The organism is Rhodobacter sp. NSM, from assembly GCF_052244495.1.
Lineage (GTDB): Bacteria > Pseudomonadota > Alphaproteobacteria > Rhodobacterales > Rhodobacteraceae > Cereibacter_A.
This window is the reverse complement of the sequence record NZ_JBQPXH010000002.1, coordinates 80,692-106,200: the sequence shown is the minus strand read 5'-3', so window position 1 is coordinate 106,200 and position 25,509 is coordinate 80,692. Positions and strand designations below refer to the sequence as shown.

Here is a 25,509-nt window from a genome sequence, read left to right as displayed (position 1 = left end):
CGTTGCAGGTCACCCGAAGAGGCCGCACCAAGGCTCAAGGCTCAAGGCTCAAGGCTCAAGGCTCAAGGCTCAAGGCTCAAGGCTCAAGGCTCAAGGCTCAAGGCTCAAGGCTCAAGGCTTGCGGGCGCGACCTCAGCTCCGGTTGATCCAGCCCGCGAGGTTGTCCTCGATCACCGCGACCAGCGCCTTGATGTGCGCCTCATCGTCGTTCAGGCAGGGGATGTAGGTGAATTCCTCGCCACCGGCCTCCTCGAAGGCCTCGCGGATCTCGCCGTTGATCTCCTCCAGCGTCTCGATGCAATCTGCCGAGAAGGCAGGTGCGATGACGGCAATACGCTTCCGGCCGCTGCGGGCGAGTTCCGCCACATGCTCGACCGTGTAGGGCTTCAGCCACTCCTCCGGCCCGAAGACCGACTGGAAGGTCGTGTCGATCGCATCCTTGGCCCATCCCAGCCGCTCGCGCAGAAGGCGCGAGGTCTTGGCGCACTGGCAGTGATAGGGATCGCCAGCGAGGAGATAGCGGCGGGGCATGCCGTGATAGGAGGCGACCAGCACGTCCGGACGATGATCGAGGTCCGCATAGGCGCGCTCGACCGAGCGGGCGAGCGCGTCGATGTAGAGCGGGTGCTCGTAGTATTCCGGCACCGTCCGCACGGCGGGCTGGCGCTTTTCCTTCATCATGGCGCGGAAGAACTCGTCGTTGGCCGTGGCGGAGGTCGCGCCTGCATAATGGGGATAGAGCGGGAAGAAGAGGATCTTCTCGCAGCCCGCATCGACCATCGTGCGCACGCGGCTCTCCGTCGAGGGATTTCCGTAGCGCATGCAGAAGTCGACGATCACCCGGTTGCCGTGGAGCGCGCGCAGCTCGTCCGCGATCCGCGCGGTCTGGTCCTTCGTGATCGTCATGAGAGGGCTTTCGCCTTTCTCGTGGTTCCAGATCAGCTTGTAGTTCGCGCCCGAGGAGAAGGGTCGCTTCGACAGGATCAGGACCTGAAGCAGCGGCTGCCACTTCCACGCCGGGTAGTCGATCACGCGCTTGTCCGAGAGAAACTCGTTCAGGTAGCGCCGCATCGACCAGTAGTCGTAGTTGTCCGGCGTGCCGAGGTTCGCAAGCAGGATGCCGATCTTCGGCTGCGGCAGTTCCGGATGGTCGGCGGGCGCATGGGCCAGCCGACCTTCGCCGGGATGAATCGGCTCCTCGGCTCCCAGTTTGCGCGCCTGCTCCGGCGTGGCTTGCAGCATCGGCGTCATTCCGCTTCCATACATTCAGTCCGTGAGACACATATAGGCATCTGGACCGCGGTCAACCATCGGCCTTGCCCGTGCCGCCCCTCCGGGCCTTCTCGAGCGCATCGGCCAGGCTCTGTTCCGCAGAGCCGGGGCGGAGCGGCTTCTGCTGGCTTTCGTGCGGAGCCCAGCCGGTCAGGCAGATGATCTCGAAGCTGGCTACGATCCGGTCGCCCACGCGCCGGGGGTAGCGCGCATCCGCCTCGGCGAAGAGCGCGCGGCGGCTCGGCCGGCGCAGCCGCGCGTCAAGGGCGTTCGTCTCGCCCATGGCCCGAAGATCCCGCATCAGATGCAGCGTGTCGCGATAATGGACTTCCCGAAGAAGGGAATCCGCCACCGGAAGCGCAAGGCCTGCCCGCTGCAAAAGGCCGCCCAGGTCACGGATCTCGGCCATTGGCACGATCCTGGGAGAAAGACCGCCCGTCACGGCAGCCTCGGCCTCGGCCAGCGCGATCCGCAATTCGGAGAGGGTCCGGCCGCCGAAGAGAAGCCCGAGGAACAGTCCGTCCGGCCGAAGCGCCCGGCGGCACTGCACGAGCTGGCCGACGGGATCGTTCGCCCAATGCATGCCGAGCGCATGAACCACGAGGTCATGGGCGGCCTCGCCAAGATCGAGGCGCTCGTCGTCGGGCACGACGCGCGCATCCTGAAGGCGATCCCGCCACACCTCGGGGAAGGGCGTGATGACGGCGGGCGCCGTAAACCGTCTGTTAACCTCGCCCAGTCTTTCCTCGACCTCGAGGGCGGCCTCCTCGTGAAGGAAAAGCTCGGGCGCACGGCGGGCGCGAGTCCGGTGGCGGTCGAGTGCGGAGCGGTCGGTCAGGATGGGGGTCATGGGGGCCTCCGCCGCGAGGTAAGGGGGGCGGGATGGGATTGCAAGCCGTGCTGCGTCTGCTGTTTCCGCCACAATGCCTCCTGTGCGGAACGCTGGTGACGACGGATTTCGGGCTCTGCGGGAGTTGCTGGCGCGATACGCCCTTCATCGCCGGCCCGCTCGTCTGCGACCTCTGCGGCACGCCTTTGCCCGGAGAGGATGGCGACCATGCTGCCCATTGCGACGATTGCCTGGCGCTCGGACGTCCATGGGATCATGGCCGCGCAGCGATGCTCTACCGCGACAATGGCCGCAAGCTCGCCCTCGCGCTGAAACACGGAGACCGGCTTGACCTGGTGCGGCCGGCGGCGGGATGGATGCTCAAGGCTGCCCGGCCTGTCCTGACACCGGGGACGCTCGTCGTGCCGGTGCCGCTCTACTGGACCCGGCTTCTCGCGCGTCGCTACAACCAGTCCGCCCTGCTCTCGGCCGAATTGGCCCGGCAGGGGCAGCTCGACCACTGCCCCGATGCGCTGGTGCGCGGGCGGAACACGCACAGCCAGGACGGGCGGAGCCGCGAGGGCAGGTTCGACAACATGACCGGGGCGATCCGCCCGCACCCGAGGCGCGGCGGCCTGTTGCGCGGGCGGCGGGTGCTTCTGGTGGACGATGTGATGACCTCCGGTGCGACCCTCGCGGCGGCGACCGAGGCCTGTCACGGCGCCGGCGCCACCGAGGTCTCGGTAGCCGTGCTGGCGCGCGTTGCGAAGGACGCCTAAATCCCTATAGTCACCCACGACTGGAAGGGAACGCGATGAAGTCCGTCGAGATCTACACGACGCCCACCTGCGGCTACTGCCAGGCGGCCAAGGCGCTGCTTCAGCGCAAGGGCGTGACCTACGCCGAGACCGATGTCAGCCGAGACCCCTCGCTGCGCGCGGCAATGACCCAGCGCGCCTTCGGCCGGCGCACGGTGCCGCAGATCTTCATCGGCGGCCAGCATGTCGGCGGCTGCGACGACCTTTATGCGCTCGACGGGGCCGGCAAGCTCGACCCGATGCTGGCGGACTGACGGTGATGCGCGCGGCCCTCGTCCAGCTCAACGTGACCGACGATCCGGAGGCGAACCTTCCGGTGACGCTCGGCCATGTGCGAGCGGCGGCCGAAGCCGGAGCCGGGTTCGTCCTCACGCCCGAATGCACGAGCTGCCTCTCGTCCAGCCGCGAGCATCAGCGGCGCATCTTCCGGCATGAGGAAGAGGACGCGACGCTTGCGGCGCTGCGCGAGGCGGCGGCCGACGCCGGAATATGGCTGCTGATCGGCTCCCTCGGGTTGCTGACGCATGACGCCGACGGTCGTTTTGCGAACCGGAGCTTCCTGATTGCGCCGGACGGGAGTGTGAAGGCGCGCTACGACAAGATCCACATGTTCGACGTCAACGTGTCGGAGACCGAGGTCTACCGGGAGTCGTCGGCCTACCGTCCAGGTGAGACGGCCGTGGTTGCAAGGACCGACCTTGCGGCAATCGGCATGACGGTCTGCTACGACCTCAGGTTTCCCCATCTCTACCGTCGGCTTGCACAGGCAGGGGCAGAGATCCTGACGGTTCCCGCGGCCTTCAACCATGTGACCGGCGCCGCGCATTGGGAGATCCTGCTCCGCGCGCGGGCGATCGAGACCGGCTGCTTCGTCCTCGCCCCCGCGCAGACCGGCTTCCATGCCGAGGCGCATGGCAAGGGCCGGCGCACGCATGGGCACAGCCTCGCCATCGCGCCATGGGGAGAGGTCCTTGCCGATGCGGGAACCGCACCCGGCGTGACGCTCGTGGACCTCGACCTTGCCGAGGTCGGACGCGCACGCCATCGCGTGCCGTCGCTCGATCACGACCGCCCCTTCGCGGGCACCTGATGTCGGAGAGGACGGATGAGCTTGCGGTGGCGTTGTTCGGAGAGCTGTTCATGGCCGACCAGCTGGCCCGGAACCGCCTGTCCAAGGTCCTGCCCAAGGGCATGGAGCTGTCGCATTTCGGCGTGCTGAACCATCTGGCGCGCGCCGCGGAAGAGCGGACGCCGGCGCAACTCGCGCGCGCCTTCCACGTCACGCGCGGCGCCATGACCAACACGCTGGCGAAACTGGAATGGGCGGGGCACGTGCATATCCGTCCCGACTGGGACGATGCCCGGCGCAAGTTCGTCTCGATCAGCCCCTCGGGCCGGAAGGCGCGCGACGCGGCCGTGGCGGCCATCGCGCCGCTCATCGCCGATGTCGTCCAGTCGCTGGGCGCCGAGCGGGTGCGTGCGGTGCTGCCGGTCCTGCGCGAGATGCGCACGAGGTTCGAGGAAGAGGACTGATGGCCGCCCGCGTCCTCGTTCTCGGCTCGACCGGGCGGATCGGCCGCTTCCTCCGCCGGGCGTGGGAGGTGCCGCCGGAGGGTCTCCAGCCGGTCTGGCACCGACGGACGGCGGGCGTCAGCGGCGAGACGCAACCGGAACTCGTCTGGGACATGCTGGGAGGGGCAGAACCCGAGACTGCGGCAGATGTCGTGCTGACCCTCGCCGGCGTTACCGACCGCAGCGGGCGGCTCGAGGATAACGTCGCACTCGGACTTGCGGGGTGCCGCGCAGCCGAGGCGACCGGGGCCCGCCATGTGTTCCTTCTCTCCTCCGGCGCCGTCTATGGCTCGACCCGCTCCGACGATCTTGCGGAAGAGGACGAGCCCCGGCCCGACAATGCCTATGGCGCGGCGAAGCTCTCGATGGAACGGGCTGCACTCGATTGGTCGGGGCCGCAGCGGCCGAAGCTCACCATCCTGCGCCTTGGCAACGTGGCGGGGGCGGATGCGCTGCTCGGGCAGGCTCGTGCGCCCGGTGCCGACATCGTGCTGGATCCGGTGCCCGGAGCAAGAGGGCCGGTGCGCAGCTACATCGGCCCCGTGACGCTCGCTGCGGTTCTGGCGAGCCTCTCGCGCCTCGCGGCAGAGGGTGAAGCGCTTCCGGGCATTCTCAATCTGGGCGTTCCTCCTGCGGTGGACATGGCCGACCTGCTGGAGGCGTCGGGCCTCGCATGGCGCTGGGGGCCGCCGCGGGAAGGTGTGGTGCCGCGCGTCGGAATGGCTCTGGACCGTCTCGCCGCGATCTGCGATCTGCCCGAAGACGGCGGCAGCGCCACCCGGCTCGTCTCGGAATGGAGACGCCTGCAATGATCCCGACGGAAAGTTTCCCGCGATGACGCCCGCGAAGCGCCTCCTCGATCTGGTTGTCGCGCTGATCCTCGTTCTCCTGCTGGCGCTGCCGTTCCTGCTTCTGCTGCTGGTCCTGCGGGTTATCGAAGGCCGGCCGCTCTTCTACGTCGCCGAGCGCATGAAGACCCCGACCGAAGGCTTCGATCTGTGGAAGCTGCGGACGATGCGGCCTGCATCGCAGAACGCAGGCGTCTCGGGCGGCGACAAGAAGGACAGGGTGACGCGCACCGGGCGCTTCCTGCGCCGCACGCGGCTCGACGAGGTTCCGCAGCTCTGGAACGTGCTGCGCGGCGACATGAGCTTTGTTGGGCCTCGCCCGCCGCTTCGCCTCTACGTCGAACGCCACCCGGAGATCTACGCGGACGTCCTGAAGAGCCGCCCCGGCATCACGGGGCTTGCAAGCCTGCATTTTCATCGTCACGAGGAACGCCTGCTGGCCGCCTGTCGCACGCCCGCGGAGACAGATGCGGTCTACAGCCGTCGGTGCATACCTCGAAAGGCGAAGCTGGACCTCATTTATCAGGAGAAGCGGACGCTTTGCCTCGACCTGGCGCTGATGGGGCGGACCGTTGGACGCGTCCTACTGTGGCGCAATAGGCAACCTTTCGCAAATCGTCGCAGCAGATAGTGCTGCCGAGCTTGAGGTGATTCTGGCCCTCGTCTAGGCTAGCCCCATATGAATTCGGAGTTTTCTTGGGCAGAAAACGATGTCGGTCTCGGTGACGGCGAACGGTCGAAAACAACCGCGGCGACAAGAGGGCAGGACAATCCAAGTGAAGAAACTCCTTTTCGGTCTGGTGGACCGACTGACCAGAGGTCAGAAACGCGGTCTTTTGCTTCTGGCCGACGTGCTCGTGGCACCGCTGGCGCTGCTGGTCACCGGGGCGTTCATCCGTGGTTACGGCGCAGAGCATGAATGGGTGCTGTTTCCCGCTGCCGCCGCCTTTGCATTCGGGATCTCGCTGATCCTCGGGATGCCGCGCATCAAGCTCAACGCATACGAATCCCTTGCGATCCTGAAGACGGGCGCGTTCGCGTCGATCCTCACGATGGCGCTCGCGCTGCTCGCCACGATCATCGGCATGCACGTGCCGGCCGCCGCGGCGATCCTGTTCGGCCTGCTCTTCTTCATGCTGGCGGTCGCTGCGCGCATGGCGATGCTCCACGCCCTGCTCTGGGTGCTGCAGGTCGACCAGAAGGGGTGCCGCGTCGTCATCTACGGGGCGGGCAACACGGGCATGCAGCTTGCCGCCGCGCTTCGGTCGCGCGGAACCATCCGGCCGATTGCCTTTGTCGACGATAACCCCGCGCTGCACGGGATGCTGATTGCCGGCCTGCGGGTCTACGCGTCCGACCGGGTCGAGCGTCTCGTGAAGGAGCGGGACGTGGCACGTGTCCTGCTGGCTATGCCGTCCGAGTCTCCTGCGAAGCTCTCGCGCATCGCGCAGCGCCTGCAGCTTGCCGGGGTGGACGTGCACACCGTGCCGTCGTTCGCCCAGCTCGTGGGCGAGGAGAAGCTTGTCGACAACCTGTCCCCCTTCACCTTCGGCCGCTTCCTCGGGCGCCAGCAGATCGAGGATGCCCTGCCGCAGGGGGCCGATGCCTATGTCGGGAGATCGGTCATGGTGTCGGGCGCGGGCGGTTCCGTCGGCTCGGAACTGTGCCGGCAACTTCTCCTGATCCGACCGCGGCGCATCGTGATGTTCGAAATCAGCGAATTCGCCCTTTACAACATCGACCGCGAACTGCGGGCCATGGCCGAGGGGACGGGGGTCGAGATCGTGCCCGTCCTGGGCTCGGTGACGGATTCGCGGCTTTCGCGGATGGTGATGCAGGACCACGGCGTCGAGGTCGTCTTCCACGCCGCAGCCTACAAGCACGTCCCGCTCGTCGAGCATAACCCGATTGCGGGCCTTGCGAACAACGTCCTGGGCACGCGAACGCTGGCCGATGCCGCCCACGAGGCGGGTGTCTCGCGGTTCATCCTGATCTCCACCGACAAGGCCGTGCGCCCGACAAACGTCATGGGCGCCTCGAAACGGCTTGCGGAACTGGTGATCCAGGATCTGGCCAAGCGCTCGCGCGGCACGATCTTCTCGATGGTCCGGTTCGGAAACGTGCTGGGATCGTCAGGATCGGTCATCCCGCTCTTCAAGGAGCAGATCGCCAAGGGTGGCCCCGTCACCCTGACGCATGAGGACGTCACCCGTTTCTTCATGACCATCTCGGAAGCGGCTCGTCTGGTTCTTCTGGCGGGATCATTCGCGCATCAGGCTGAAAGCCGGGGCGGCGACGTGTTCGTGCTCGATATGGGCAAGCCGGTGCGCATCCGCGATCTGGCCGTGCAGATGATCGAGGCCGCCGGTCGGTCCGTGCGTGATGCGCGCAACCCCTTCGGCGACATCGAGATCGTCGTGACGGGGCTGCGACCGGGCGAAAAACTGCACGAGGAGCTGCTGATCGGCGAAGGACTGCTGACCACGCCCCATGCGAAGATCCTGCGCGCGCAGGAAGAGAGCCTCTCGGAACTGGAAATGGCGACGGCGCTGAGGGCATTGCGCAGCGCCATGGCGACCGGCGATGCGCAGGCGGCGCGGCGCGTGATCCTGTCGTGGGTCGAAGGATACCGTCCTCCGGAAACCGTTGCCACGAAGCGATAGCCGGCAAGGCTTGGCCAGAATGCTGCCGATTGGCGTTGTTCAGGATTGTCAGCCTGCCTAGACTGCGCGCAACGAACGAGGTGACCATGGCACTGCCTAAATTCGCGCGTCGGCGCGGCCTTCTTGCGGGCGCGTCCTGCGTAGCCTTGGTGGCGACGGCTCCGGTTCTGTCCGAGACCCGTCCGACGTTCAACTTTTACGGAGCGACCGGCCTGATCGACATGCCCTCGGGCGAGGCGCAGCCCGACGGAATCTTCAACACCAGCGTGACGAGCTTCGGCGGGATCACCCGCACGACCCTCACCTTCCAGATCACGCCGCGCCTGTCCGCGAGCTTCCGCTATCAGGGAATCGGAGACTGGAACGCGGCGATCCCCGAAGAGAATCGCACGGGCGTCAACAGGTTCGATACTTATTATGACCGCAGCTTCGACCTGCGGTTCCGGGCCTTCGACGAAGGGCGCTACATGCCTTCCGTCACCATCGGCCTGCAGGATTTCGTCGGCACCGGCATCCAGAGCGCCGAATATGTCGCCGCGACCAGGCACCTGACACCGAGCCTGAAGGTCACTGCAGGCGTCGGCTGGGGCCGACTCGGAAGCTATGGAAGCTTCGGCGGCTTCGGCACCCGCCCGTCCTACAATCCCGAGGAAAGCGAGGGTGGCGAGGTCAACGCGGACCAGTGGTTCCGTGGCGACATGGCCGGATTTGCGGGTGTCGAGTGGCAGCCGACCGACAAGCTCAGCCTGAAGATGGAATACTCCTCCGATGACTACGAGGAGGAGGCCGAGGACCGGCAGGTCTTCGAGCGCAGCAGCCCGTTCAACTTCGGCGCGGAATACGAAGTCTCGCATGGCGTCCAGGTCGGCGCCTACTACATGTACGGCAGCGAACTCGGTCTTGGACTGCACTTCGTGTTGAACCCACGGGAGCGCACGACGACGGGTCTCGTCGATCGCGCGCCGACGCCGATCCGGCCGCGTCCGTCGCTTGCCTCGGACCCGGATGCGTGGTCGCCGGAATGGGTGACGCAGGCCGACGCGACAAGCCTGCTGCGCAAGAACATGCAGAAGCAGCTCGACAAGGATGGCGTGCTGATCGAGGCCTTCGGCTCCGACGGGCGGACCGCGCAGATCCGCATCCGCAACGTGCGCTACGACGCCGAGGCGCAGGCGGTCGGCCGCACGGCCCGGGCCATGGCCTACTCGCTCCCCGCCTCGGTCGAAACCTTCGAGATCGTGCCGGTCGTGAACGGCGTGCCGCTCTCCACGGTGACGGTCCGTCGCTCTGACCTCGAACGGCTCGAGTTCTCGGCCGACGCCGCGGGCCGGATTCGCCAGCGCGTGACGGTCGGCGAGGCGGGACCGCCGATCGCGGGCCTCTCCTTCGATCCGAAGCGCTACCCGAGCTTCAACTGGTCGCTCGCCCCCTTCATCCGCACCAGCCTCTTCGACCCGGAAGAGCCCGTGCGGGCGGACTTCGGCCTTCGCCTGCGCGGACAGTACGAAGTCGCTCCGGGCTTCCTGCTGTCCGGCTCGGTCAGCCAGAAGCTGGCGGGCAACATCGACGGGCAGGATCGGTCAGAGTCGGGCCTGCCCCGCGTGCGGACCGACAACTACCTCTACAGCCAGGAAGGCAAGACCATGATCGACAGCCTGACGGGGGCCTGGTACGCCCGTCCGGCAGAAAATCTCTACAGCCGCGTGACGATCGGATACCTCGAGCGGATGTATGGCGGTGCGTCCGGCGAGCTTCTCTGGAAGCCCGTCAACAGCCGTCTCGCCCTCGGTGCAGAGGTCAACTACGTCAAGAAGCGCGAATTCGATCAGGGCTTCGGCTTCCTGTCGGGGGACGAGGCCTATGACATCGTGACCGGCCATGCCTCGGTCTATTACGATCTCGGCAACCAGTTCATCGGGCAGGTGGATGTGGGCCGCTATCTCGCGGGCGACTACGGCGCGACGCTCTCTCTCGACCGCGAGTTCGAGAACGGATGGAAGGTCGGCGCCTTCGCGACCCTGACGGATGCGTCGGCGGAAGAGTTCGGCGAAGGCTCGTTCGACAAGGGGATCCGCGTGAACATCCCGCTCACCGTCCTTCTCGGCCAGCCGACCCGGGAAACCACGGGCGCCACGATCCGTCCCGTGTCTAGGGACGGCGGATCGCGCGTCAATGTCGAGGGCAGGCTCTACGAGACCGTGCGGCACTACCATGCGCAGGAACTCGACGACCAATGGGGGAGATTCTGGAAGTGATGCGGCACGCGATCCGAGCCGGTCTTGTCGCCGCGTTCGCCCTGATGACCGCTTGCGGCTCGCAGGAGGACACCCGGGGCACGGCCACCTACTTCAAGCAGGCTTTTTCCGCCATGACGGCCAGAAGTGGCCAGGAGAGCAGTGGCGCGGCCGGCCTGACCCGGGCCAAGATCTCGCGGGTGACGCAGCCTCTCTCGGTCGTCGAGGTCGAAGGCACGAGCGCCTGGGCGCTCATGGTGCCGTTCCAGACGAATGGCGGGGTCGTCACCTGGTCCTCGACCGACGAGCGGACCATCGGGCTCCGGGATGGAGTGCTGGTGTCGACGCGTGGCCTCGGCCCGGATCTCATGTCGGCCGAGGTCCCGTCCGCTTCTCGGATCGCCTCCGGAACGGGCAGTTACCAGCGCGTCCATTACCAGATCGACGGCCTGGATCAGACAGTGCGCCGGGAATTCCGTTGCACTCTCGCAACGGACGGCGCCAAAACTATCACCATCGTCCAACGAAACTATCCGACGCGCCACGTGTTGGAGCAATGTGAAGGCGCTACGGGGCAGTTTACCAACGAGTATTGGGTCGATAATGCAGGCTTCATCCGGCAAAGTCGGCAAACTTTCGATCAGACGCTTGGCAAACTCAAAATCAGCCGGGCGATCGATTGACCGAAACCCAATGTTCGGACTTTTCTGGTAGTTGCCCCTATGGTATCAGGTTATCAAGCGGCCATTATACTTGGAGAACGCAAATGAAGAAACTGACTGCTCTCGTCGCATCGACGGCGCTCGTGTCCTCGGCCATGGCGGCCTTCGCCGGCGGCCCGGTGGTCGTGGTTGACGAAGCCGAGCCGGTGGCGGTTGTTGCCGCCGAAGAAACCGGCAGCATGGGCGGCCTGCTCCTGCCGGCGCTCGGCGCTGCCGCGATCATCGCGCTGATCGCTTCGGACAACGACGACGACGACGACACCACCGACTCCGAGTAATCTCGGACAGCCTCGGAACAGTTCGAAGGCCCGCGAAATCCGCGGGCCTTCTTCATTCCAGCATGGGTGATGCGTGGGCGCGGAAGGCTTCTGGCGAGCGCGGTGGCGGCTGCTGGTGCGGCTCTACGACAGGATCGATTCTGCCGATCTCAATCTGGCCGCGGCCGGCATCGCCTTCTACGGCTTCCTTGCGATCTTCCCCGCCGTGGCGGCGCTGATCGCGATCTGGGGCTGGGCGTCCGACCCCGGCGTGATCCGCGCCCAGATCGACCTCGCTGCCGATTTCCTGCCCGAGCAGGCCTACGGTCTCTTCCGCGCCCAGGTCGAGGCGCTTCTGGCGGCCAACAGCCGGCATCTCGGCTGGGCAAGCCTCTTCACCACCGGGGCCGCCATCTGGTCTGCACGCGCGGGTGTTGCGGCGCTCATCCGCGGGCTGAACGCGACTCACCGTCTTCCGAACCGCATGGGCCCCTGGCACATCGTCCGGGCCATCGTGCTCACGCTGACGCTTGTGGGGGTGGGTCTGGTCGCCATGCTGCTCTCGGTCGTGGCTCCGCTCGTGCTCAATATCATCCCGCTCGGCGATGCCGACCAGAAGATCCTGGAGCTTGCCAATGTCGCGGTCGGCATGCTGGTCGTGATCTTCGGCGTCGCTCTCGTCTACAGGCTGGGACCGAACAGGCCGAAGGGCAGCCCGAAGCCGATCATCACCTGGGGACTGCTGGTGGCCGTCGCGCTCTGGGCGATCGCCTCGCGCGCGCTGGTGTTCTATCTGGCGAACTTCGCAAACTACAACGAAGTCTACGGCTCGATCGGTGCCGTCGTGGCGCTTCTTGTCTGGCTCTACCTCAGCGCCTTCGCGGTTCTGCTCGGAGCGGCGGTCGATGCCGTCCGCGCAGCACCGCACTAGGGATCAGTAGTCGCCCTCGAAGAAGATCCCGATCGAAGTGTCGCCCTTGGTCCCGACGCTGCCCCGCAACTTGATGCTGGATGTGACGTCGAGGTTGAGGTTGATCTGGCTCTGCCCCTGCTGATCGACCTCGACCTGCGTGTAGACATTCTCCGAAATGTACTTGCCGGCCCTGAGCGAGGCACTGCCGTCCGCATCCGTCGCCACGTCCAGATCGTCGAGCCCGAAGCCCTGCCGCAGCCGTCCGATGACGCCTTCTCCGCCTCGCCCCGCGAGCGTGGCTACTGCGGAGGCAAGCTGCGCCGCCTGAAGCGGGCTGATCGTGTCGAGGCCCCGCCCGAAGAGCAGGCGCGAGATCACCTCTTCCTCGGGCAGCTCCGGTGTCGAGGTGAAGCTGACATCCGGCTCGTCCGCGCGCCCCTCGATCACCACCGATGTCGTGATGCCGTCGTTCTCCGTCGAAGCGACGACGCGGATGAACGGCACGAAATCGCCCTCGAGAAGAAGCTGCGCCTCGCTGAGGACCAGCCGCTTGCCGAGGATGTCGAGCCGCCCTCGGATCAGGTTGAAGGCGCCGCTGGGCACGACATTGGCCGTGGTGCCCGAGACGAGAAGCTGGCCTCCGAGTTCCGCATCGAGGCCCCGGCCACGGATGAAGATGCGGTCCGGTGAACTGATCAGCAGGTTCAGCCCGAAGGGTTGCGAGCTTCCTCCTGCGCCCCCTGCGCCACCGCCCTCGTCGATCAGGCCTGCGCGTGCGCGGGTCCGGCGGACGGGCGCGGGTTCGTTGCGGTGCCTCAGATCCGGCAGGCCGTTGGCTCCGCCGAAGCCGGTGGAGGGGATGCGGAGTTCCGTCTCCTCGAGATCGATCCGCCCCGCGATCTGCGCCCCGCCCGTGAGGGGTCCGCGTACGGTGACTTGTCCGGTCGCCGTGGTCTCATAGAGTTCCGGATCGCGCAGGACGGCGCGGCGGATGTCGATGACGAGGTCGGACGTATGCGGCGCTTCAAGCCCGATGCCACCGGACACCGTCAGCCGCCCGCCCGCCGCCGGGCGTCCCTGAACCTCGATGTTCGCCCGCGCCCCGGAGAGGGTTGCATTTGCCTGCAGCCCCTCGATCACGAGGCCGAGATCCTGATCGGCGAACCGCCCGCCCGACAACGAGATCTGGCCGGAGACGGAGGAGAGGGCTGGCCGGCCGTTCACCCGCAGGTCGAAGCGGAGGGGCCCCACGACGTTGCGAGGCTCGATGAACGGGTTGGCGAGCGCTGCCTGTGCACTGCCGCTGATCCCGAGATTGACGCTCGAGAAGTCCATTGCCGCCGTGCCCTGCGCCCGGGCGTCGATCTGGCCCGGACCCTGTGCGCGCAGGTCGATGCTGTAGGTCTGGCCCTCGCTCCGGGCGGTTCCCCTTACGGTAAGCGGTCCCGGAAACTGCGGCACGACCAGCGCAAGATTGGCCAGGCGCGCGTCCAGCGTCAGCGTCCGGTCGGTGCCCGAGACCGCCCCCTCGGCCGCGACGGTGAGCTGCGGGTTGCGGAGGTTGGCCTGATCCACCTGGATCGTCCCGTTCTCGATCCGCACCCGTGCCGAGAGCGTGCTCTCTCCGCGCAGCAGGCTGTTCGCCTGAGCCTGGCCTATGCGCAGGTTCGTCGCACGCGAGTCCGCCGTGATCGTGGCATTCTGCGGCGTGCCCTGGAAGCCGGCCGTCGCGGAGAGTGATCCCCCGTAGCCCGCGCCCAGAGGCGAGAGGTCGGAAAAGCGGAGGCTGGCCGTCACGTCGCTGCCGTCGGTTGCGAGCCGCCCGGTGGCCGAAAGATCGAGCGTGTTTGCGTTCACCGTCGCACGATCAAGGACCAGCGCACCCTGATCCAGCCGTCCCGCCATCTCGATGGTCGAGGAGCCGCGAAGAAGACCATCCACCTGCGGCTGGCCGATGCTCAGATCCTGCCCCGTGGCAGTGAGCGAAACCTGTCCGGCCTCCGGTGTGCCCGAGAAGCTCGCATCCGCCTCCATCCGTCCGCCATAGGCCGGACCGAGAACCGAGAGATCGGCGAAGGACAATTGTGCCGAGATGTCGCTGCCGGCTGTCGCCAGCGTGCCCGAAGCGGTGGCCGTCAGGCTCTGCGCCTCGACGCGCAATGCTCGCAGACGGGTCCCCTGCGTGTCGCGAACCAGCGAGGCCTGAAGTTGCGACGTGCCCTTCAGAAGATTGTCGACCTCGGCCTGACCGATCGCGAGGTCGGTGCCGCTGACGGTTGCCTCGGCATCGATTGCCCCCGTGAGGGCCGCATAGGAGCCGCTGACCGTGCCCGTTCCGCTGCCGCCCAGGGGCCGTCCGGCGAGCCCGGAGAACCGGGAGAGATCGGCGAAGCGCAGGTCCGCATCGCCCGATATGGCGAGGTCGCTCGTCAGCCCCTCGAAGGTCAGATCGGCCGCAAGACCGTAGTCGTCGCCATCGAGCGTCAGCCTCGGCAGCTGCAGGCCGTCGCCGCCCTCGTCCCAGGAGAAATCGGCGCTGCCCGCCACGCGAGAACCAAGCGCCGTCGCGAGATCCGGATCCGCCGGGCGGAGATCCTCGGCCGCATAGTCGAGCGTGCCCGAGACCGTCGCCGCTCCCCCCTCTCGGCGCGCGATGCGGCCCGAGCCGTCGAGCGTAAGGCGTCCGGCCGCGAAGTCGGGGCGGTCGAGATCCTGGACAGCCAGGCGCGTCGTCCATGTCTCGCCTTGCGCTGCATCATAGGCCACGTCGAGATCCGCCCGGGTCACGCGCGTCTCGGCGCCCGACAGGGGCAGCAGCACCGGCTGGCCATCGGCGGAAGCAACCTGTCCGGTCAGCGCAATGCGCTCGGGCAAGCCGTCCGCTGCGAGCACGAGATTGCCTTCGAGCTGCAGTGCGCGGGTCGAGAGCAGCAGGCGGTTCAGGTCAAGCCTGCCGTCGGGCGCGCGATTGCCGGCAACGTCCAGCTGAACGTCGGGCCCGAAGAATTCCGCGTACTCGGGCAGGAAGAGCGGGACCACGTTCCCTCCGAGCACGGCGGCGAACTGCCGTCCCTCAGCCGCATCGCCCTGCAGCGTCACACGTCCCGCCAGACGCTCCTCGCCGTCTGTCGCGAGGCGGATGTCGGCCGCGTAGTCGCTGAGCGGGCCCGTCCCCTGCACCGTCAGTTCAAGGGGCGGTGTGCCCGGCAGGCCCATCAGCGTTGCGGCAATGCCGTCGTCGCCCTCGTTGAGGTCCAGATCCAGAGCAAGTTCGCGGCTGGTGTTCGCGAAGCTGGCCGTCAGGCGCAACTCGCCCTGCGGACCGTCGGTCCGGCGTGCCAGCAACTCGGCCTCGCCAGCCCCGTTCGCAAGAGAACCCGAGGCCTCGAGACTGGCCTCGATCGCCCTGCCGAGGACCGGCTCGCCGAGAACGAGGCGGTCGGCCGCGACGCGCCCGATCTCGATGGAGACCGGCAGATCGGGCAGCGAGAAGTCCGTTGCCTCGGGCGAGGGGACATCGACACCTTCTTCGGCCACCGGCAGCCGGTCGAGAATGATCTCGACCGCCGAAAGCTCCGACACCGACAGCCGGCCCGCCAGGAGAGCCGAGCGGCTCCAGTCGAGCACGACCTCGTTCAGCGTGAGCCAGATGCCCTGATCGTCGGCGATGGTCAGCCTTTGAATCGTCGCGCGCGACGAGAGAGCGCCCTGGAAGCCCTCGATGCGGACCGCCCGGCCGGCGGAAGAGAGGTTGTCCTCGATCAGTCCCTGCAGGAAGCCGCGATCCTCGTCGGCGGTCTGCGCCGCGGCCGCGACGGGCAAAAGAAGCCAAAGAAGGAAGAGGATGATCCGCATCAGAATGCCTGCCCGATACCGACGTAGATCTGCACGCCATCGCCCGTGTCGCCCCCGACCGGGCCAGCCACATCCACGCGGATCGGGCCGAAGCCGGTGGCATAGCGCAGGCCGAGGCCTGCTCCCGCATGCCATTCGTCGCGGTCGCTTTCGATGCTCTCGGCGGTGACGTAGCCGGCATCGGCGAAGGCCACCACACCGATACGTTCCGTAATCGGCGCGCGAAATTCGGCCGAAAGCGCGGCGAAGCGCGTGCCGCCGATCTTGTAGTCGGGATCCGTCGGGTCCGGCCGCACGCCGAGCGACTGGTAGGGCTGGCCGCGGACGGTGCCGCCGCCGCCTGAATAGAAGAGATATTCGCGCGGGGTCTCGAGCAGCTCGGATCCGAAGACCGCCCCGGCCTGAAGGCGTCCCGCGAGAACGTAAGGCCGATCCTCGTCGCCGAAGCCGAAGAAGGCGCGCCCGTCCAGCGTCACCTGTCCGCCTGATCCGGTGTCGCCAAATCCCTGGAAAGGTGTGGCCCCGGCGGCGACGTAATAGCCGCTCGTCGTGTCGAGATCGTCGTCGCGCGCATTCCAGATCAGCGTGCCGGGCAATGAGACGTATTCGTAGACATACGCGCCGAAATCATCCTCGACGTCGGAGTAGGAATAGCCGAGCCCGATGCTTCCGGTGAGCCGCTTGCTGAAGAGCCGCGTGAGCGACGTGCTGAGCGAGATCGTGTCGGCGAGGTAGTCTTCCTCGTCCAGCCGCTCCACCTCGACGCCGAAGCCCAGCGTCGTGTCGGCGGTGGGCGTCGCCGGCCGGTCCAGCGTCACGCCGAGCCGGTAGTCCACCCCGCTGTTCGAGGCACCGAGGTTGTCGACCTCGCCGGTGACGGTCAGGCGCTCGCCGCCGCCGAGCAGGTTGCGGTGGATCCACTGCCCGGTGACGGTGGCGCCCTCGAGACTCGAGACCTCGACCCCGAAGCTGTAGCGGCGGGGAAGTTCCTCGACCACCGTTGCCGTGATCCCGAGTAGATCCGGCGGCGTCACGGTCTCGTCCTCGGTCAGCGAGACCGAGCGGAAGACGCCCGTCCGGCGCAGGCGGTCGGCGCTATCCTCCAGTTCCTCCGGGTCGTAGACCTCGCCCGAGGGAAGGTCGGCGATCTTGCGGATGCGGCGCTCGCTGATGCCCTTGTTGCCGACGATGCGCATCGGGCCGAAGCGCAGCCTGGGGCCGGGGGCCATGCGGATATCGGCATCGAGGGTCTGGCGCGCATGATCCGCAACCACGTCCTGGGATCCGACGTCCACCTTCGCAAAGCCCACCGAACGCCAGCCGTCCGCGGCCGCGGTCACGGAATCCTGCACCAGCGTGCTGCGGGCGCGTTCCCCGGCGCGGAAGTCGTCCGGAAGCTCGGTCTCTGGCGCGAGAGGGGCGACCCGTGCGAGGCCGAAGCGGAACGGCGGCCCGACCTGCACCTGCACGATGATCGTGCGGATCGTGTCCGGTGCATCCAGCGGCGGTATCTCGGCGGCCTCGCGCCCGTCCACCAGCACGCTCACGACGGGAGAGTAGTAGCCGAGCCCGTACAGCGCCGTGACGAGCCTGCCGTATTCTGCACGCGCGGCGCTGAAGATGTCCTGCGCCTCGCCGTCCCCGGCATCCCGCGCCGCGATGATCGCGGACGCTCCCTTGATCGCGCGTTCGACCTCGTCGTTCCCCCCGGCCACGCGGAACTCAAGCCGGTCGAGCGTCTGGGCGGAGGGTGCGACGGAAGTGAAGCCGAGGCCGACGACGGCGGACAGGAGACCAAGCGACCGGACGCTGAAAACGGACACGCACTTCCCCCTCACTGTGCCATTCAGAAAACTATTGCAGGTTGCATCCTGTGCGGCAACCGACAGAACCCCATTGGTTCCGGCCGCAACCGTCCCCGGAGGGCCCAACGGCGCGTTTCTGCCGGAAGTTCCGGGGTTTCACAGTCTTCCGAACGAATCTTCATGTGGCCGAACGGCCACGGGCAACTATTGCGCCGGGATCTCGCGGGCAGGTGCGAGGAGCCTTTCGCCCAGTGCGGAGAGGGCCAGTGCGGCCGCGCCGTGGGCCCAGAGCATCTCGCCCCAGGCGTGGATCTCGATCTCGGGCAGGGGCCGCCCGGTCTCGAGAACGAGGGCTGTCATCTCGGCCAGCGTGTCCTCGGCATAGAGGTAGTCGAAGCGCAGCCGCGCCCCCGCGAGGATAATGAGCGGCGGGTCCACGAGGTTCACGACATTCGCCAGTCCCACCGCCAGATAGCGCCCCGCACGTCGGAAGATCGAGCGCGCGGCGTGGTTCCCTGCCTTGGCGTGATCGTGCAGGCTCTCGAGCAGGATCGCCGTGGACCGGCTTTCTCGGTGGGTCCAGTTGAGTGCGGTCGTGGCCTCCCTCGCCAGCGCGTAATCGGCCACATAGGCCTCGAGACATCCGCGCTGACCACAGCGGCACAACGCTCCGTCGAGCTGCACCTTGGTGTGGCCGAGTTCCATCCCGATGCCGCGCGCGCCCCGGAAGATCCTGTGGTTGGTGACCATGCCCATCCCGAGCCCGTGCTCGATCGTCACCACGACGAAATCGGACAGGCGTCGCCCCGCGCCGAACCAGAGCTCGGCCATCGCGCAGAGGTTCGCGTCATTGTCCACCTGCACCGGCAGAGCCAACCTGTCCGTCGCCAGCCGGGCCAGCGGCACGTCGCGCTCGGCCAGGATCGACGACCAGAGCACCCGACCCTCCGCACTGTCCACATATCCCGGCAGGCCGATGCCCAGCCCGGAAAGCTCCTGCCGCGCAACACCCGCCTTGGCCGTCACCCGATCCAGCAGCGCTTCGATGACGGTGAGGAGTTCGGCCGGGGAAAGGGCCACGGGGCGCCTCTCCTCATGGTGCTCCGCGAGCAACTGGCCCGCGAAGTCCATCACCACGGCAGAGAGATCGCGGTCCGAGATCTTGAGTCCGACCACCCGATGCGCCGCGGCCCGCACGCCAAGTGCGACCACGGGACGGCCGCGACCACCCTCGCTCTCGCGGCGCGTCGCGATTTCCTCGACAAGACCGGCGTCGATCAGTTCCGACACGATGGTGGTGACCGAAGCGGGACTCACCCCCAGGTCCCGGGCCACCTGCACCCGTGCGGTAAGCCCGGCTGCGCGTACGCGCTGGAAGACCTGCTGGCGCAGGGAGCGCGAGGTCTCGGCCAGCGGAGGGATCAGCGGACCGCAGCCGACCATCGGCTCGGGCAGGGCACGCTTCCGGACCTGTCGGCGCATTTATTTCCCGCCCAAAATAATGATTCTATGGATCATTTGCTTCATGCCCCGGATGCACCGGCACCCGGCTGTCGGGTGCCTTCATCGCGTGCATGTTCAGATTGAGCGGACAACTATACTTTGACAACTGAAATTATTCGCGCCAATCCTTTGGCTGTGGCGGCGATTCCGCCGCATCAAGGGAGGTCAAGAACATGCGTAATGCCCTAGTGGCCGCCGTGGTTGCCGCGGCAGGCTTCTCCTCTGCCGCACTGGCCCAGGATCTGACCGTCGGCGTAAGCTGGTCGAACTTTCAGGAAGAGCGCTGGAAGACCGATGAGGCCGCGATCAAGCAGGCGCTCGAAGCCGCCGGCGCGACCTACGTCTCGGCCGACGCGCAATCCTCTTCGGCCAAGCAGCTGTCCGACGTCGAGGCCCTGATCTCGCAGGGCGTGGATGCGCTCATCATCCTGGCGCAGGATGCCGATGCCATCGGGCCGGCCGTCCAGGCCGCCGCGGACGAGGGCATTCCGGTGGTGGCCTACGACCGTCTCATCGAGGACAACCGCGCCTTCTACCTGACCTTTGACAACGTCGAGGTCGGACGGATGCAGGCCCGCGCCGTCTTCGAACAGGCGCCGACCGGCAATTACGTCATGATCAAGGGCAATGCGGCCGATCCCAACGCTGACTTCCTCCGCGGAGGCCAGCAGGAGGTGCTGCAGGAAGCCATCGACAAGGGCGACATCACCATCGTGGGCGAGGCCTATACCGACAGCTGGCTGCCCGCCAATGCCCAGCGGAACATGGAGCAGATCCTGACCGCGAACGACAACAATGTCGATGCGGTGGTGGCCTCGAATGACGGCACCGCGGGCGGGGCCATTGCCGCGCTGACGGCGCAGGGGATGCAGGGCATCCCGGTCTCGGGCCAGGACGGCGACCATGCCGCGCTGAACCGGATCGCCAAGGGCACGCAGACCGTCTCGGTCTGGAAGGATTCGCGCGAACTCGGCAAGGCCGCGGCCGAGATCGCGGTCGCCATGGCGCAGGGCACGGCGATGGAAGAGGTCGAGGGCGCGGAGAAGTGGTCCTCGCCCAAGGGCACCGAGATGAACGCCGTGTTCCTCGAGCCCATCCCGATCACCAAGGACAACCTGTCCGTCGTGGTGGATGCGGGCTGGATCGGCAAGGATGCCCTCTGCCAGGGTGTCTCGAACGGCCCCGCGCCCTGCAACTGATCCGCATCCGATTGCGCGATCGGGCGCCCCCGCCGCGGGGCGCCCCTGATCCCCGGCTTCCGGCCGGCCCAGCAGGACGAGCCCCATGAGCGATACCGCCAACGCGTCGGGCGCCGCCCGCAAGCGCACATTCATCGAGACGCTGGAGATCGACACGCGCCTTCTGGGCATGATCGGCGCCTTCATCGTCCTCTGCCTCGTGTTCCACTTCCAGACCGACGGGCGGTTCCTGACCCCCCGCAACATCTTCACGCTCGCGATCCAGACCGTTTCGGTGGCGATCATGGCGACGGGGATGGTCTTCGTGATCGTCACGCGCCACATCGACCTGTCGGTGGGCTCTCTGCTCGCCCTGTGTTCGGCCGTCATGGCGATGATGCAGGTCGTCGTGATGCCGCAGATGATGGGCCTCGGCTTCGGCCATCCGCTGATCACACCGGTCGCGATCCTGTCGGGCCTGGCGGTCGGCGTCCTGATCGGAGCCTTCAACGGGTGGCTGATCGGCTATCTCGGCATCCCCGCCTTCATCGTGACGCTCGGGGGCCTGCTCGTCTGGCGCAACGTCGCCTGGTACATGACGTCTGGCCAGACCATCGGGCCGCTCGACCCGACCTTCCAGCTCTTTGGCGGCATCAACGGCACCGTAGGCCCGTTCTGGTCCTGGATCCTCGGCGCGGTGGGGACGACGGCGGCCCTATGGGCCCTCTGGAGCGCGCGCCGGGCCAAGCAGTCGCACGGCTTCGCGGTGAAGCCGGTCTGGGCGGAACTGGTGATGGGCGGCATCATCTCGGCCTCGATCCTCGGCTTCGTGGCCATCGTGAACGCCTATCAGGTGCCGGCAGCCCGCCTGCGCCGCCTGTTCGAGGCGCGGGGCGAGACCCTGCCCGAGGGCTACACGACCGGCTATGGCCTGCCCATCTCCGTCCTCGTCCTCGTGGGCGTCGCCATTGCCATGACGGTCATCGCCAAGCGCACGCGCTTCGGCCGCTACATCTTCGCCACGGGCGGCAACCCCGACGCGGCCGAGCTGTCGGGCATCAACACGCGGTTGCTGACGGTCAAGATCTTCGCCCTGCTGGGAGGTCTGTGCGCGCTCTCGGCGGTCGTGGCTTCGGCACGGCTCACCAACCACGCCAACGACATCGGCACGCTGGACGAGTTGCGGGTGATCGCCGCCGCGGTGATCGGCGGCACGGCCCTCTCTGGCGGGATCGGCACCATCTACGGCGCGATCCTCGGTGCGATCATCATGCAGTCGCTCCAGTCCGGCATGGCGATGGTCGGCGTCGATGCCCCGTTCCAGAACATCGTCGTCGGCGCGGTTCTGGTTCTGGCGGTGCTGATCGACATCTTCTACCGCAAGCGGACCGGAGGCTTCAAATGACGCTCAACCCGCATCGCGCCGCCGGCGCGACCCCGTTGGTGGAGATGAAGGACATCTCGATCAGCTTCGGCGGCATCCGGGCGGTCGACCGCGTGTCGGTGGACCTGCATCCGGGCGAGGTCGTGGGCCTTCTGGGCCACAACGGCGCCGGCAAGTCCACGCTGATCAAGTGCCTTTCGGGCGCCTACCGGATGGACTCGGGCGAGATCCGCATCAACGGCACCAGGGTCGATATCCACAATCCGCGCGACGCCCGGCGCTACAACATCGAGACGATCTACCAGACGCTTGCGCTGGCGGACAATCTCGACGCAGCCTCGAACCTCTTCCTCGGGCGCGAACTGGTGACGCCCCTCGGCTTCGTCGACGACGCGAAGATGGAGGCCGAGACGCGGCGGATCATGAGCCGTCTCAACCCCAACTTCCGCAAGTTCAAGGTGCCTGTCGCGGCCTTGTCGGGCGGTCAGCGCCAGTCGGTCGCCATCGCGCGCGCGGTCTATTTCAACGCGAAGATCCTGATCATGGACGAACCCACCGCGGCGCTGGGTCCGCAGGAGACGCGGATGGTCGGCGAACTGATCCAGGAGTTGAAGCGGCAGGGTCTCGGCATCTTCCTCATCAGCCACGACATTCACGACGTCATGGACCTCTGCGACCGGATCTCGGTGATGAAGAACGGTGTCCTCGTCGGCTCCGAGCAGGTGGGCGACGTCACCGAGGACGAGATCCTCGGCATGATCATCCTCGGCAAGAAGCCCGAACGGGCAGGAGCACTCTGATGTATATCGGCCTCGACCTCGGAACCTCCGGCCTGAAGGGCATCCTGATCGACGACAGCCAGCGCGTCCTGGCCGAGGCGACAGCGCCCCTGACGGTCAGCAGGCCCCACAAGGGCTGGTCCGAACAATCTCCGGCCGACTGGATTGCCGCTGCCGAGGCGGTGATGGACCAGCTTTCGGCGCAGGGACTGTCAGGCGTGAAGGGCATCGGTCTTTCGGGCCAGATGCACGGCGCGACGCTGCTCGACGCCTCGGACGAGGTGCTGCGGCCCTGCATCCTCTGGAACGACACCCGCAGCCATGCCGAGGCCGCCGCGCTCGACGCCGATCCACGGTTCCGCGCCGTCACCGGCAACATCGTCTTTCCCGGTTTCACCGCGCCGAAACTGGTCTGGGTCGAGCGGAACGAGCCCGCGATCCGCGAGAGGGTGGCCAGGGTGCTGCTGCCCAAGGACTACCTGCGGCTCTGGCTGACCGGCGAGCATGTGGCCGAGATGTCGGATGCGGCCGGGACAAGCTGGCTCGACGTCGGGGCCCGCGACTGGTCCGAAGAGCTTCTGGCGGCAACAGGACTCACGCGTGACGCCATGCCCCGTCTGGTCGAGGGATCTGCGGTATCGGGCGAACTGCGTCCGGCGCTGGCCGCCCGCTGGGGGCTTTCCCCGGGCGTTGTCGTGGCGGGTGGCGGCGGAGACAACGCCGCCTCGGCCGTGGGGGTAGGGGTCGTCCGCGCCGGCGAGGCCTTCGTGAGCCTCGGCACCTCGGGGGTGCTCTTCGCCGCCAACGACGGCTACCAGCCCGCACCCGAGACCGCCGTCCATACCTTCTGCCACGCGCTGCCCGGCGCCTGGCACCAGATGGGGGTAATTCTGGCCGCGACCGACGCGCTCAACTGGTATGCGCGGCTCGTGGGGCAGGAGGCTTCGACGCTGACCGGCGAACTCGGGGCGCTGCAGGCTCCGGGACGGGCGGTCTTCCTTCCCTATCTCGGGGGCGAACGGACGCCTCTCAACGATGCCGCCGTCCGAGGAGCCTTCACCGGCCTCGAACATGCGACCGACCGCGCCGCGGGAACGCGCGCCGTCCTCGAGGGCGTGACATTCGCGATCCGCGACTGCCGCGATGCGCTCGCCGCCACCGGCACCCGGCTCGAGAGCCTTCTGGCCGTGGGCGGCGGATCGCGCTCCGATTACTGGCTTCAGGCAATCTCGACCGCGCTCGACGTGCCGGTCCTGCTGCCTGCCGCGGGCGATTTCGGCGGAGCCTATGGCGCGGCGCGCCTGGCGCTGATGGCCGCGACCGGCGCCGGAGCCGAGGTCGCCGGCATGCCACCGATCGCCCGCACCATCCAGCCCGACCGCGGCCTGACCGCCGCCTTCGACGACGCCCACGCGCGATACCGCGCCGCACAGACCGCCATCAGGAGCCTTTCATGACCGACTTCTTCGCCGGCATCCCGCAGATCCGCTACGAGGGCGAAGGCTCCTCCAACGAGTTCGCCTTCCGCCACTACAACCCCGACGAGGTGATCCTCGGCAAGCGGATGGAGGACCACCTCCGCTTCGCGGTCGCCTGGTGGCACAGCTTCGCCTGGCCGGGGGGCGACCCCTTCGGCGGCCAGACCTTCCAGCGGCCCTGGTTTGGCGACACGCTGGAGCTGGCGAAGCTCAAGGCCGACGTGGCCTTTGAGATGTTCGACATCCTTGGCGCGCCCTTCTTCTGCTTCCACGACGCCGACATCCGGCCCGAGGGCGCGACCTTCGCCGAGAACAAGCGCAATCTCGAGGAGATCGTCGACCACATCGGCACCAGGATGGAGAGCTCGAAGACGAAGCTCCTCTGGGGCACGGCGAACCTCTTCACGCATCGCCGTTTCATGTCCGGCGCGGCAACCAATCCCGATCCGGACGTCTTCGCCTGGTCGGCGGCGACGGTGAAGACCTGCATGGACGCCACGAAGAAGCTCGGCGGGGCGAACTACGTGCTCTGGGGCGGGCGCGAGGGCTACGAGACGCTGCTGAACACCGACCTCGGACGTGAGGCGGAAAATGCGGGCCGCTTCCTGCAGATGGTCGTGGACTACAAGCACAAGATCGGTTTCCAGGGCGCGATCCTGATCGAGCCGAAGCCGCAGGAGCCTTCGAAGCACCAGTATGACTACGACGTGGCGACCGTCTACGGCTTCCTCAAGAGGTTCGGGCTGGAGAACGAGGTGAAGCTGAACGTCGAGCAGGGCCACGCGATCCTCGCCGGCCACAGCTTCGAGCACGAACTGGCGCTGGCGGCGAGCCTCGGGATCCTCGGCTCGATCGACATGAACCGGAACGACTACCAGTCGGGCTGGGACACGGACCAGTTCCCGAACAATCATCCGGAGATGGCGCTGGCCTATTACGAGGTCCTGCGGGCCGGTGGCTTCACCACCGGGGGCACGAACTTCGACGCCAAGCTGCGCCGCCAGAGCCTCGACCCCGAGGACCTGATCCTCGCCCATGTCGGCGGCATGGACACCTGTGCGCGCGCGCTGAAGGCGGCCGCGCGGCTCTGGGAGGACGGGGCGCTGGAAAGGGCCCGCGCCGACCGCTACGCCGGATGGGAGACGCCGGAAGCGAAGGCGATGCTGGGCTCGTCGCTCGACGAGATCGAGGCGCGGGTGCTTGCCGAAGGCCTCAACCCGGAACCGCGCTCGGGCCGGCAGGAGCGGCTGGAGAACCTCTGGAACCGGTTCGTCTGAACGGACTGAGGCGGCCGGTCCATCCCTCGGGACCGTGCATGGCGAAAGGCTTCGGGTGCCGAGACGGTGCCCGAACCCCACCTGCAGCCTCGTTTGAGGGCTGCCCGGCAAGCCGCATCGCC

General features: G+C 67.3%; 21 protein-coding genes. 16 read left to right on the top strand and 5 right to left on the bottom strand.

The window, feature by feature from the left end; genetic code table 11:
- Positions 1-132: 132 nt before the first annotated feature.
- The gene (gene hemH, locus ACTVZP_RS04985; RefSeq protein WP_443210997.1) at positions 133-1,266 is read right to left on the bottom strand and encodes a ferrochelatase; all 1,134 of its coding nucleotides are present in this window, start codon (positions 1,264-1,266) and stop codon (positions 133-135) included.
- Positions 1,267-1,303: 37 nt separating this feature from the next.
- Entirely contained in the window at positions 1,304-2,122 is an 819-nt protein-coding gene (locus ACTVZP_RS04980) for a methyltransferase domain-containing protein (RefSeq protein WP_443210996.1), read from the bottom strand.
- 32 nt (positions 2,123-2,154) lie between these two features.
- Here ACTVZP_RS04980 and ACTVZP_RS04975 point away from each other — a divergent pair, with 32 nt between their 5' ends.
- The 11 genes from ACTVZP_RS04975 to ACTVZP_RS04925 all read left to right on the top strand — a co-directional run bounded on the left by ACTVZP_RS04975 (position 2,155) and on the right by ACTVZP_RS04925 (position 12,146).
- The gene (locus tag ACTVZP_RS04975) at positions 2,155-2,880 is read left to right on the top strand and encodes a double zinc ribbon domain-containing protein (RefSeq protein WP_443210995.1); all 726 of its coding nucleotides are present in this window, start codon (positions 2,155-2,157) and stop codon (positions 2,878-2,880) included.
- A 35-nt stretch (positions 2,881-2,915) separates the two neighbouring features.
- Complete coding sequence (grxC, locus tag ACTVZP_RS04970; protein WP_443210994.1) at positions 2,916-3,173, top strand: glutaredoxin 3; 258 nt, start codon at positions 2,916-2,918, stop codon at positions 3,171-3,173.
- A gap of 5 nt (positions 3,174-3,178) precedes the next feature.
- Entirely contained in the window at positions 3,179-4,009 is an 831-nt protein-coding gene (locus tag ACTVZP_RS04965; RefSeq protein WP_443210993.1) for a carbon-nitrogen hydrolase family protein, read from the top strand.
- Entirely contained in the window at positions 4,009-4,452 is a 444-nt protein-coding gene (locus tag ACTVZP_RS04960) for a MarR family winged helix-turn-helix transcriptional regulator (RefSeq protein WP_443210992.1), read from the top strand. Before ACTVZP_RS04965 ends, ACTVZP_RS04960 begins: the two co-directional genes overlap by 1 nt.
- Entirely contained in the window at positions 4,452-5,303 is an 852-nt protein-coding gene (locus tag ACTVZP_RS04955) for an NAD-dependent epimerase/dehydratase family protein (protein ID WP_443210991.1), read from the top strand. Before ACTVZP_RS04960 ends, ACTVZP_RS04955 begins: the two co-directional genes overlap by 1 nt.
- Before the next feature lie 22 nt (positions 5,304-5,325).
- Positions 5,326-5,970: a sugar transferase gene (locus tag ACTVZP_RS04950; protein ID WP_443210990.1), complete on the top strand. Its 645-nt coding sequence runs from the start codon at positions 5,326-5,328 to the stop codon at positions 5,968-5,970.
- 145 nt (positions 5,971-6,115) lie between these two features.
- Positions 6,116-8,002 (top strand): polysaccharide biosynthesis protein, encoded by a 1,887-nt coding sequence (locus ACTVZP_RS04945; RefSeq protein ID WP_443210989.1) that lies wholly within the window; start codon positions 6,116-6,118, stop codon positions 8,000-8,002.
- An 86-nt stretch (positions 8,003-8,088) separates the two neighbouring features.
- Positions 8,089-10,257 (top strand): YjbH domain-containing protein, encoded by a 2,169-nt coding sequence (locus ACTVZP_RS04940; RefSeq protein WP_443210988.1) that lies wholly within the window; start codon positions 8,089-8,091, stop codon positions 10,255-10,257.
- Positions 10,236-10,919, top strand: a complete 684-nt coding sequence (locus ACTVZP_RS04935) for a YjbF family lipoprotein (RefSeq protein ID WP_443210987.1) — start codon at positions 10,236-10,238, stop codon at positions 10,917-10,919. Before ACTVZP_RS04940 ends, ACTVZP_RS04935 begins: the two co-directional genes overlap by 22 nt.
- Positions 10,920-11,002: 83 nt before the next feature.
- Positions 11,003-11,236, top strand: a complete 234-nt coding sequence (locus tag ACTVZP_RS04930; protein ID WP_443210986.1) for a hypothetical protein — start codon at positions 11,003-11,005, stop codon at positions 11,234-11,236.
- 73 nt (positions 11,237-11,309) lie between these two features.
- The gene (locus tag ACTVZP_RS04925; protein WP_443210985.1) at positions 11,310-12,146 is read left to right on the top strand and encodes a YihY/virulence factor BrkB family protein; all 837 of its coding nucleotides are present in this window, start codon (positions 11,310-11,312) and stop codon (positions 12,144-12,146) included.
- 3 nt (positions 12,147-12,149) lie between these two features.
- Here the strand turns inward: ACTVZP_RS04925 and ACTVZP_RS04920 are convergent, their stop codons facing one another.
- The 3 genes from ACTVZP_RS04920 to ACTVZP_RS04910 form a co-directional block, all read right to left on the bottom strand.
- Entirely contained in the window at positions 12,150-15,983 is a 3,834-nt protein-coding gene (locus tag ACTVZP_RS04920; protein WP_443210984.1) for a translocation/assembly module TamB domain-containing protein, read from the bottom strand.
- On the bottom strand, positions 15,983-17,806 hold the full coding sequence (locus ACTVZP_RS04915; protein ID WP_443210983.1) for an autotransporter assembly complex protein TamA: 1,824 nt from the start codon (positions 17,804-17,806) through the stop codon (positions 15,983-15,985). The genes ACTVZP_RS04920 and ACTVZP_RS04915 overlap by 1 nt, the downstream gene beginning before the upstream one ends.
- 186 nt (positions 17,807-17,992) lie before the next feature.
- Positions 17,993-19,270 (bottom strand): ROK family protein, encoded by a 1,278-nt coding sequence (locus ACTVZP_RS04910; RefSeq protein WP_443210982.1) that lies wholly within the window; start codon positions 19,268-19,270, stop codon positions 17,993-17,995.
- Between the two features lie 194 nt (positions 19,271-19,464).
- Here ACTVZP_RS04910 and xylF point away from each other — a divergent pair, with 194 nt between their 5' ends.
- From xylF to xylA, 5 genes are all read left to right on the top strand, one after another.
- Positions 19,465-20,490 carry a D-xylose ABC transporter substrate-binding protein gene (xylF, locus tag ACTVZP_RS04905; protein ID WP_443210981.1) on the top strand — a complete coding sequence of 342 codons (1,026 nt, stop codon included), beginning with the start codon at positions 19,465-19,467 and terminating at the stop codon, positions 20,488-20,490.
- A gap of 85 nt (positions 20,491-20,575) precedes the next feature.
- Complete coding sequence (locus tag ACTVZP_RS04900) at positions 20,576-21,874, top strand: sugar ABC transporter permease (RefSeq protein WP_443210980.1); 1,299 nt, start codon at positions 20,576-20,578, stop codon at positions 21,872-21,874.
- The gene (locus tag ACTVZP_RS04895; RefSeq protein ID WP_443210979.1) at positions 21,871-22,653 is read left to right on the top strand and encodes an ATP-binding cassette domain-containing protein; all 783 of its coding nucleotides are present in this window, start codon (positions 21,871-21,873) and stop codon (positions 22,651-22,653) included. The genes ACTVZP_RS04900 and ACTVZP_RS04895 overlap by 4 nt, the downstream gene beginning before the upstream one ends.
- Positions 22,653-24,089: a xylulokinase gene (gene xylB, locus ACTVZP_RS04890; protein WP_443210978.1), complete on the top strand. Its 1,437-nt coding sequence runs from the start codon at positions 22,653-22,655 to the stop codon at positions 24,087-24,089. Before ACTVZP_RS04895 ends, xylB begins: the two co-directional genes overlap by 1 nt.
- Positions 24,086-25,387 carry a xylose isomerase gene (xylA, locus tag ACTVZP_RS04885; RefSeq protein WP_443210977.1) on the top strand — a complete coding sequence of 434 codons (1,302 nt, stop codon included), beginning with the start codon at positions 24,086-24,088 and terminating at the stop codon, positions 25,385-25,387. The genes xylB and xylA overlap by 4 nt, the downstream gene beginning before the upstream one ends.
- The last annotated feature ends 122 nt before the right edge of the window (positions 25,388-25,509 follow it).

Coding starts and splice junctions, on each gene's coding strand:
- hemH (WP_443210997.1), bottom strand. CDS start 1,266: ATGTATGGAAGCGGAATGACGCCGATGCTGCAAGCCACGCCGGAGCAG.
- ACTVZP_RS04980 (WP_443210996.1), bottom strand. CDS start 2,122: ATGACCCCCATCCTGACCGACCGCTCCGCACTCGACCGCCACCGGACT.
- ACTVZP_RS04975 (WP_443210995.1), top strand. CDS start 2,155: ATGGGATTGCAAGCCGTGCTGCGTCTGCTGTTTCCGCCACAATGCCTC.
- grxC (WP_443210994.1), top strand. CDS start 2,916: ATGAAGTCCGTCGAGATCTACACGACGCCCACCTGCGGCTACTGCCAG.
- ACTVZP_RS04965 (WP_443210993.1), top strand. CDS start 3,179: ATGCGCGCGGCCCTCGTCCAGCTCAACGTGACCGACGATCCGGAGGCG.
- ACTVZP_RS04960 (WP_443210992.1), top strand. CDS start 4,009: ATGTCGGAGAGGACGGATGAGCTTGCGGTGGCGTTGTTCGGAGAGCTG.
- ACTVZP_RS04955 (WP_443210991.1), top strand. CDS start 4,452: ATGGCCGCCCGCGTCCTCGTTCTCGGCTCGACCGGGCGGATCGGCCGC.
- ACTVZP_RS04950 (WP_443210990.1), top strand. CDS start 5,326: ATGACGCCCGCGAAGCGCCTCCTCGATCTGGTTGTCGCGCTGATCCTC.
- ACTVZP_RS04940 (WP_443210988.1), top strand. CDS start 8,089: ATGGCACTGCCTAAATTCGCGCGTCGGCGCGGCCTTCTTGCGGGCGCG.
- ACTVZP_RS04935 (WP_443210987.1), top strand. CDS start 10,236: ATGGGGGAGATTCTGGAAGTGATGCGGCACGCGATCCGAGCCGGTCTT.
- ACTVZP_RS04930 (WP_443210986.1), top strand. CDS start 11,003: ATGAAGAAACTGACTGCTCTCGTCGCATCGACGGCGCTCGTGTCCTCG.
- ACTVZP_RS04920 (WP_443210984.1), bottom strand. CDS start 15,983: ATGCGGATCATCCTCTTCCTTCTTTGGCTTCTTTTGCCCGTCGCGGCC.
- ACTVZP_RS04910 (WP_443210982.1), bottom strand. CDS start 19,270: ATGCGCCGACAGGTCCGGAAGCGTGCCCTGCCCGAGCCGATGGTCGGC.
- xylF (WP_443210981.1), top strand. CDS start 19,465: ATGCGTAATGCCCTAGTGGCCGCCGTGGTTGCCGCGGCAGGCTTCTCC.
- ACTVZP_RS04900 (WP_443210980.1), top strand. CDS start 20,576: ATGAGCGATACCGCCAACGCGTCGGGCGCCGCCCGCAAGCGCACATTC.
- ACTVZP_RS04895 (WP_443210979.1), top strand. CDS start 21,871: ATGACGCTCAACCCGCATCGCGCCGCCGGCGCGACCCCGTTGGTGGAG.
- xylB (WP_443210978.1), top strand. CDS start 22,653: ATGTATATCGGCCTCGACCTCGGAACCTCCGGCCTGAAGGGCATCCTG.
- xylA (WP_443210977.1), top strand. CDS start 24,086: ATGACCGACTTCTTCGCCGGCATCCCGCAGATCCGCTACGAGGGCGAA.